We start from the raw sequence: 8,143 nt of genomic DNA on the forward strand, positions 1-8,143 counted from the left end.
CCAGGACCTTTTGTATGTACCACTATTTACCCCGAAACCGGATGCTGGGCGCGGTACTCATGCTGCTCGCGGCGCTTTCGCCCCTGACGGCGGCGGCCAAAGAGGTCACCGACCTGCGCGGGAGAACCGTCACGGTACCCGACGCACCGGCAACGGTGGCCATCGACGACGGGCGCTTCCTGCTCGCGCTTGCGCTGATTGACCCCGATCCGATTAGCCAGCTGGCGGCCTGGCCCCACGACGTCAGCCGTCTGGGCGAGGTCTACTCCCAACGCATGATCGACGCCTTTCCCGCACTTGAGACGTTGCCCTCGGTGGCAAGCTCGGCCGAAAGCTTTGATATGGAGTCGATGCTCGCCGCTGAGCCCGACGTCGCCGTGGTGTCGCTCAGCCGGGGGCCTACCGATGCCCAGGTGGCGACGCTGGAAAGCGCCGGTATCCCGGTGGTGTTTATCGACTTTTTTATCGACCCGTTCGCCCACCAGGGCAAAAGCCTTGAGCTTCTCGCCGAGCTTACCGGCAACCAGGCCCAGGCGCAGGACTACCTGGCGCTGCGCGACGCGCATCTGGCACGGATTTCTCAGCGGCTCGCGGATGCAGAGAATGCCGCCGAACCGAGCGTATTTATGGAAGCCCACGCCGGTATCACCCGGGACTGCTGTTTCTCGCCGGGTTCGGGCGGCGTCGGCGACTACATCGACTTCGCCGGGGGGCACAACATCGGCGCCGACGTGCTTGAAAAGGCCTCGGGCAAGCTCAATCTGGAATACATTATCGCCGCCGACCCGGACGTCTACATCGCCACGGGCGGCCCTGACCTAGCGCGCTCGGGCGGGCTGACGCTGGGCGGCGGCTACGCCGAGGACGAGGCCCGCGCAGCCCTTGCCAACATGGCCGAGCGCAACGGCATCGCCGAGCTTGCCGCGGTGGCAGAAGGGCGGGTACACGGGCTTGCCCACCAGCTGTTGAACTCGCCGCTGGATATCGTCGCGGTGGAAGCGCTGGCCCAGTGGCTGCACCCGACGCTGTTTGCCGAGATCGACCCCGCCGCTACGCTTGCCCAGATCAACCAGCGCTTTCTGGCGGTGCCCTATACCGGCACCGGCTGGGTAAGCCTTGAGGCAAGCGCTGACGCTGAACCAGACGACGTTGCTGAATCAGACAATGCCGCACAGTAGGCGCTTAACGTGAATGCACTGACCGATACCGTAAAAGCTTCTTCAGCGAACGCTGCTACCGCCGCCGGGCAGGGCCGCGCGGTGCTGGCTGCCTACCGCCGCCGTGTGCGCTGGCGCGTGGGCGCGCTGGTGCTGCTGGGCGCGCTGTGCGTGGCGGCCTTTGTGCTGGATATCATGACCGGCCCGTCAACGCTGTCACCCGGCGAGGTTGTCGCCGGGCTGCTGTCGCCGGACGGCGTCTCCAACGCCCAGCGCACGATTATCTGGAACGTGCGCCTGCCCTACGCGCTGATGGCGCTGCTGGTGGGCGCGGCGCTGTCCCTTGCCGGCGCGGAAATGCAGGCCATACTCAATAACCCCCTGGCCAGCCCCTTTACCCTGGGCGTGTCGTCGGCGGCCTCGTTCGGCGCCGCGCTTGCCATCGTGCTGGGCATCAGCCTGCCGTTTTTGCCCCGGGAGTGGATGGTCTCGCTCAACGCCTTCGGCTTTGCATTGGGCTCGGTAATGCTGTTGCAGCTGATGGCCAGGCTGCGCAGCACCAGCGTCGAGACCATGGTGCTTTTAGGCATCGCGCTGGTGTTTGTGTTCAACGCGCTGGTGGCCTTTGTGCAGTTCGCCTCGTCCCAGGCGGCGCTGCAGCAGCTGGTGTTCTGGAGCATGGGCTCGCTGTCCCGGGCCAACGGGCAGAACGTCAGCGTGCTGGCCGTGGTGTTGGCGCTGGTCGCGCCGTTTTCGCTGGCCGCGGCGGGCAAGCTGACCGCGCTCAGGCTGGGCGAAGACCGCGCGCGCAGCTTCGGGATTAACGTCGGCCGGCTGCGCTTTTTCGCGCTGTTGCGGGTAAGCCTGCTGGCCGCGACCTCGGTGGCGTTTGTCGGCACCATCGGTTTTATCGGCCTGGTGGGGCCGCACATCGCCCGGCTGATGCTGGGGGAAGATCACCGCTTTTTGCTGCCGGCAAGCCTGTTGACCGGTGCGCTGGTGATGTCGCTGGCGTCCACGGTGAGCAAGGTGCTGGTGCCCGGGGTGATGCTGCCGGTGGGCATCGTGACCTCGATTATCGGCGTGCCGGTATTTCTGCTGCTGATTTTCTGGCGGCCGGGGGGCGCTTCATGAGTGATGTCGGTAACAAGGCCGGGTTGGCTATCCAGCGCTTCTCGACCGGGTATCGCAAGCGGGCGATTGTCAAAAGCGTCAGCCTGCCGCTGCTTGAGCGCGGCGGGGTGTATTCGCTGATTGGCCCCAACGCGGCAGGGAAAAGCACGCTGATGCGCGCGCTGGCGGGGCTACAGTCGGCCAGTGGGTTGGTCACCCTTGACGGCCATGAGCTGGTCGGCCAGCCGCTGGCCGAGTGGGCCAAACGCGTGACCTATATGCCGCAAAGCCTGCCCCAGGGCGTGTCGCTTAACGTGCTGGAGAGCGTGATCAGCGCGCTGCGCGCCACTCCCATGGAGGGGCTGGATTCCAGCGATGCGGTCAAAACCTACGCCGTGGAGGTGCTTCAGCGGGTGGGCATTGTCGAGCTTGCGCTGCGCAACCTCGGCGAGCTCTCCGGCGGCCAGCGCCAGCTGGTATCGCTTGCCCAGGTGCTGGCGCGCAGGCCTCAGGTATTGCTGCTCGACGAACCCATCAGCGCGCTGGATTTAAAACACCAGCTAAGCGTAATGCGGCTGGTCCATGAGCTTGCCCGGGAGCGCTCGATGATCGTGCTGGTGGTGCTCCACGACCTTAACGTCGCCGCGCGCTGGTCCGACGGCATCGTCATGCTTTCTCACGGCGAGCTTGCCGCCTACGGCACGCCCGCTGAGGCGATTACCCCGGCAACCCTTGCGCAGGTGTACGGCGTCAAGGCGCGTATAGAGCAGTGCGCCCGGGGAACGCTGCAGGTAATGATCGACGACCTGGCGGAGGCCTGACCGTGCATTCAAGCGAGACCTTCACGCGCCGCGCGCAAAGCGGCGCGGCCCACCGTATTAGCCTGTGGCTGCCGCCGGGCACGCCGCCCGCCGGCGGCTGGCCGGCGGTCTACGTGCTTGACGCCGGCGCCATGTTTGCCACCGTGGCCGAGGCCGTGAAGCGCAGCGGCCGCCGCCCGGACGCCACCGGCGTCGGCATGGCGGCGGTGGTGGGCATCGCCCCCTGCGAGCCAAACGAGGAAGGCGAACGGCTCGCCGTCGCTTCGCGCTATCGCGACTATACGTTTGAAGCATCCAGGCGGGTCGAAGTGGAAACCAGCGGCGGCGGGGCGGCGTTTCTGGCGTTTATCGCCGATGAACTGGTCCCCGAACTTACCCGGGATTACGGCTTGAGCCATCATCACCGGATGCTGTTCGGCCATTCGCTGGCGGGGTATTTCGTGCTCAACGCGCTGGCGCAGCGGCCTTGCGTATTCACCCACTACGCCGCCATCAGCCCGTCGGTCTGGTGGCACCCCGAGGCGCTGGCCGAGCGGCTGGAAGGGCTCGACCGTGCGTCCGCCGAGGGTATTAGCGGCGTGCTGGTGGCGGTGGGCGAGTGGGAAGGCGAGCCCGCCCCCTGGCTTGCCGGCTCGCCTACGCTTGAAAGCGTGATGCAGCGCCGCCGGGAGCGCCAAATGATCGGCCGCGCCCGGGCAACCGCCGCGCAGCTGACGCAAAAACTCGGCGAGCGCCGAGTACAGTGGCGCTGCTTCTCCGAGGAAGACCACGCCTCCATCGTGATGATCGGCATTCAGCGCAGCCTGCGGCTGATGTTTGGCGCTTGAAGTATATGACCGCCGGCATACAGGCCTGCGAGGGGGCGCTGTAAATCCTTCCCTGGACGCTACCTACGCCATCCTTGGCGTAGAACCCCCTCGCCAACCTGTATGCCGGCTCGCAGATGGCGCGGTTAGCAATACCTGCACGCAGTCTGCTTAGGCTACAGCGGCGTTTTGCTCGGCTCGCCGGGGATCTCGCGAACAAGTCTCGGCATCAAAAAGCCCGGCAGGCGCTCGCGTAGTTCTGCCACTAGCTTGCGGGCCTCGTCGTCGCTTGCGTCAAAGTGCGCCGCTCCGGCTACCGGGTCGAGGACGTGCAGGTAGTAGGGCAGAATACGTGCCTCGAACAAACGCTCGGACAGCGCTTCGAGCGCCGCTACGCTGTCGTTCACCCCGCGAAGCAAAACGCTCTGGTTCAGAAGCGTGACCCCCGCCCGCTGCAGCCTCGCGCAGGCGTCGACCACCGCCTGGTCGATCTCGTTGGCGTGGTTAATATGCAGCACCATCACCGTTTGCAGGCGCGTGGCAGACAGCCAGGCGAGCAGGGCGTCATCCACCCGGTCGGGAATGACCACCGGGAGCCTTGTGTGAATCCGCAGCCGCTTGAGGTGGCTGATACCTTCCAGCTCGCCGACAAGCCACGCAAGCTGTTTATCGTTTGCCGCCAGCGGGTCGCCGCCGGAGAAAATTGCCTCGCGGATGGAATCGTCTTGGCGCAGGTAATCCAGCGCTTCCTGCCACTGGGCGCGAGAGGGGGCGTTATCGGCGTAGGGGAAGTGGCGGCGGAAGCAGTAGCGGCAGTTCACCGCGCAGGTGGGGCTTGCGATGAGCAATACCCGGCCGTGGTATTTGTGGATAAGCCCTCGGGCGGGGCGCTGTTCGGCCTCTTCCAACGGGTCGTCGATAAAGCCCGATACCTCGCGGGTTTCTTCGCCCAGCGGCAGCACCTGGCGCAGCAGCGGGTCGGCGGGGTTGCCAGGCTCCATGCGGGTGAGAAAGGCCTCGGGCACGCAGGTCTCGAACAGCGCATGGCCGCCCCGGGCGCCGGGCAGCCAGCTTTCATCGAGCTCAAGCCGGCGGCACAGCTCGGCCGGGTCGCGCACCGCCCGGGACAGCTGGCGCTTCCAGCCGGGGCTTTCCGCCGCGCTGGCGCCGTCGTGGATAATCAGGGTGTTGTCCTGCAAAAAGCCCTCCTTCGGGTTAGAATGCGGCGCACCGGTCAGGCCAACGCGCGCTGACGTTTTGACTCTTTTTTCAATGACGCAACCTGAGAGGCACTATGGCCAACTATTCTACCAACGAATTCAAGGGCGGTTTAAAGGTAATGCTCGACGGCGATCCGTGTTCGATCGTCTCCAACGAGCTGGTCAAGCCCGGCAAGGGCCAGGCGTTCAACCGCGTGAAGCTGCGCAACCTGATGACCGGCCGCGTCTGGGAGCGCACCTTCAAGTCCGGCGAGTCCCTGGAAGGCGCAGACGTCATGGAGCTGGAGATGGAATATCTCTACACCGACGGTGACATGTGGTACTTCATGCGCACCGACGGCTCCTTCGAGCAGTACGCGGTCGAAAAGCGCGCCCTGGGCGACGATGAAAAGTGGCTCAAGGAGCAGGTGCCTTACACCGTGACGCTGTGGAACGACAACGCCATCCAGGTCACGCCGCCGAACTTCATCGAGCTCGAAGTGACCGAGACCGACCCCGGCCTCAAGGGCGACACCGCCCAGGGCGGCTCCAAGCCGGCCACGCTGTCCTCCGGCGCCGTGGTGCGCGTGCCGCTGTTCATCAACGAAGGCGAAGTGCTGAAGGTAGACACTCGCACCGGCGAATACGTGTCCCGCGCCTGATGAGCGGCGCCTGGTGGCCCACCGCTGACATGACCACGCTGCGCGATCGCGCCCGGCTCATTGCCCGCGTGCGCGCCTTTTTTGCCGAGCGCGACGTGCTCGAAGTGGAAACGCCGATATTGGGCCAGGGCGGCAGCACCGATATCCATCTGGCGTCGCTGTCGGCTTGGGCGCGCACCGCTGCCGGCCGCCAGCGCCTGTGGCTGCGCACCTCGCCGGAGTTTCACATGAAGCGCCTGCTCGCCGCCGGCAGCGGGCCGATTTACCAGCTGGCCAAAAGCTTCCGCGACGGCGAGGTGGGCCGCCGCCACAACGTCGAGTTCACCATGCTGGAATGGTACCGGCCGGGCTTTAGCCTTCCGGCGCTGATGGAGGAAACCGCCGCGCTGATTCGGGAGCTTTTGTCCGACACCTTGCTACCCGGCGAGCAGGGGCCGCCGCGCTGCCACGCCTACCGCGAGCTCTTTCACGAGCATCTCGAGATTGACCCCTTTAACGTATCGCTCGAACGTTTGCGCCGGCTTGCCGCCGAGCGCGGCTTCATGCCCAAGGGCGCGCTTGACGACGAGCCCCGGGAAACCTGTCTGGACCTGCTCATGAGTCTGGTTATCGAGCCGACTCTTGGCTGGGCAAAAGAAAATCAAAAGGAAGGGCAGGGCGAACTCAGCGCGGTAGTGGACTACCCCGCCAGCCAAGCGGCCCTTGCCCGCCGCCATGTAGACGCCTACGGCGACGAAGTGGCTTCGCGCTTTGAGCTTTACTTCCAGGGCGTGGAGCTTGCCAACGGCTACGATGAGCTGGTTGATCCCACCGAGCAGCAGGCCCGCTTTGACGCCGACAACGCCGCGCGCCGCCGGCTCGGCTTTGACGAGATCGACGTCGATACCCGGCTGGTCGCCGCCCTTGCCCACGGCCTGCCCGAAGGCAGCGGCGTGGCGCTGGGGCTTGACCGGCTCATCCAGCTGGCGCTGGACAAACCCCGCCTGAGCGACGTTTTAAGCTTCGATACGCCGGGGTGTTGAGGAAGAGATGCCAGTGCGCTAACGGCTGAACTTAGGTATAACTGTAGGATGCCGGATGATCATCCCGTTGGTCCGCTGATGTTGTAGATTATCCTGGTTATTATTGGAGTTGGAGCAACCTGCCAGGACCTTTTGTTTTTAATGGATTAAACAACCAATGGCGTTGCTTGCAGGTACCACGAGACTTCGCCTGCCAGGACTGAGGAGGTTTCCATGACCGAGCGTCAGCTTGCCCCTTTGGGCCAGGTCAGCGACTTCGATATCCGTCTGCTAAGAGTATTCAAAGCGGTAGTAGAGTGCGGCGGCTTCACTGCTGCCGAGATGGAGCTTGGTATCAGCCGTTCAGCGATCAGCATGCACATGGGTGACCTGGAGAAGCGCCTAGGCCTGCGACTGTGTCAGCGCGGTCGTGGCGGCTTCTCGTTGACTGAGGAGGGACGCGAGGTTTTCACGGCTGGGCTGACTTTGCTGGCCTCTCTCGAAACCTTCCGCACCGAGGTCAATGGTCTGCATCAGACGCTGCGTGGAGAACTCAACATTGGCATCACCGATAATCTAGTGAATAAGCCTGAGATGCGTATCACTCAAGCCTTGGCAGACCTTAAAAGCCGGGGGCCGGAGGTGCGTATCAACATTCATATGGAACCCTCGGATGCGATTGCTCAGGGAGTGCTGGATGCGCGGCTGCATGTCGGGGTAGTGCCCGAAGTCAATTTGTTAACCAACCTTGAGATTCTCTCTCTGTATAAGGAGCGTTCACTGCTTTATTGCGCTGATACGCACCCCTTATATGCCGCATCAGAAGCATCATTAATCACAGACTCCCTTTCTGAACATGAGGCGGTCATTCCCGGCTATCCTTTGCCTGAGGCTGCCCGTGAAGCCCATGCCTGGCTCAATGGAACGGCCTCTGCTTCAGATCGAGAAGGAGCCGCTTTCCTGATCCTTACCGGCGACTATATTGGCTATTTGCCGGATCATCTAGCCGCGCCCTGGGTAGCCGCCGGACGTCTCAAGCCGCTGGCCATTCCCGGCTGCGAGTATCTCACTCCCTTCGTGGTTATTACTCGTCGTGATCGGCGGTTTCACCGTGTGTTGGAAGCCTTCCTGGAGGCTTTGGAGGGACAGGTTGCCAGCTGATGATATGTTTTTCTCGCCGTTGGTTGTGTCGATTGAATGTCTACCATTTCGTAGTGTAATCCTCAGCTTATTGAAAGAGCTGCTGTGGTAAGTGCTTACACATAATTAATCGTGTGTTCCGTCCCGTAACCTTTGAGCAGTCGATGGACTTCATCGCAGAGCCGATCAAATGATAGATAGGCATCGAGGGGCAGCCAGTGGTATTTGACCTGCCGCCAAAGGA

The 8,143-nt window shown here is 63.6% G+C and carries 8 protein-coding genes and 1 pseudogene; 7 read left to right on the plus strand and 2 right to left on the minus strand.

The features are described from left to right. Positions 1–14 precede the first annotated feature (14 nt). Genes RS027_RS04520 through RS027_RS04535 form a run of 4 tightly spaced genes read left to right on the plus strand, consistent with a single transcriptional unit; the run spans position 15 to position 3,918 of the window. On the plus strand, positions 15–1,178 hold the full coding sequence (locus RS027_RS04520; protein WP_311954758.1) for an ABC transporter substrate-binding protein: 1,164 nt from the start codon (positions 15–17) through the stop codon (positions 1,176–1,178). A 9-nt stretch (positions 1,179–1,187) separates the two neighbouring features. Continuing rightward, the gene (locus RS027_RS04525; protein ID WP_311954759.1) at positions 1,188–2,291 is read left to right on the plus strand and encodes a FecCD family ABC transporter permease; all 1,104 of its coding nucleotides are present in this window, start codon (positions 1,188–1,190) and stop codon (positions 2,289–2,291) included. Continuing rightward, a complete protein-coding gene (locus RS027_RS04530) occupies positions 2,288–3,091 on the plus strand; it encodes an ABC transporter ATP-binding protein (RefSeq protein WP_311954760.1) in 804 nt (267 codons plus the stop codon). The genes RS027_RS04525 and RS027_RS04530 overlap by 4 nt, the downstream gene beginning before the upstream one ends. Positions 3,092–3,093: 2 nt before the next feature. Then, entirely contained in the window at positions 3,094–3,918 is an 825-nt protein-coding gene (locus RS027_RS04535; protein ID WP_311954761.1) for an alpha/beta hydrolase, read from the plus strand. Between the two features lie 155 nt (positions 3,919–4,073). Here RS027_RS04535 and epmB read toward each other — a convergent pair whose 3' ends face one another. After that, entirely contained in the window at positions 4,074–5,096 is a 1,023-nt protein-coding gene (epmB, locus tag RS027_RS04540) for an EF-P beta-lysylation protein EpmB (protein WP_311954762.1), read from the minus strand. Between the two features lie 95 nt (positions 5,097–5,191). Between epmB and efp the strand changes: the two genes are divergently transcribed. The 3 genes from efp to RS027_RS04555 all read left to right on the plus strand — a co-directional run bounded on the left by efp (position 5,192) and on the right by RS027_RS04555 (position 7,920). After that, positions 5,192–5,758 (plus strand): elongation factor P, encoded by a 567-nt coding sequence (gene efp / locus RS027_RS04545; RefSeq protein WP_311954763.1) that lies wholly within the window; start codon positions 5,192–5,194, stop codon positions 5,756–5,758. Next, positions 5,758–6,780, plus strand: a complete 1,023-nt coding sequence (epmA, locus tag RS027_RS04550; protein ID WP_311954764.1) for an EF-P lysine aminoacylase EpmA — start codon at positions 5,758–5,760, stop codon at positions 6,778–6,780. Before efp ends, epmA begins: the two co-directional genes overlap by 1 nt. Positions 6,781–6,993: 213 nt before the next feature. Then, positions 6,994–7,920: a LysR family transcriptional regulator gene (locus RS027_RS04555; protein ID WP_311954765.1), complete on the plus strand. Its 927-nt coding sequence runs from the start codon at positions 6,994–6,996 to the stop codon at positions 7,918–7,920. A 95-nt stretch (positions 7,921–8,015) separates the two neighbouring features. Here the strand turns inward: RS027_RS04555 and RS027_RS04560 are convergent. Further along, positions 8,016–8,143, minus strand: a pseudogene (locus RS027_RS04560) (IS630-like element ISHsp2 family transposase); the annotation flags it as partial.

Source organism: Halomonas garicola (genome assembly GCF_031935715.1).
GTDB lineage: Bacteria > Pseudomonadota > Gammaproteobacteria > Pseudomonadales > Halomonadaceae > Vreelandella > Vreelandella garicola.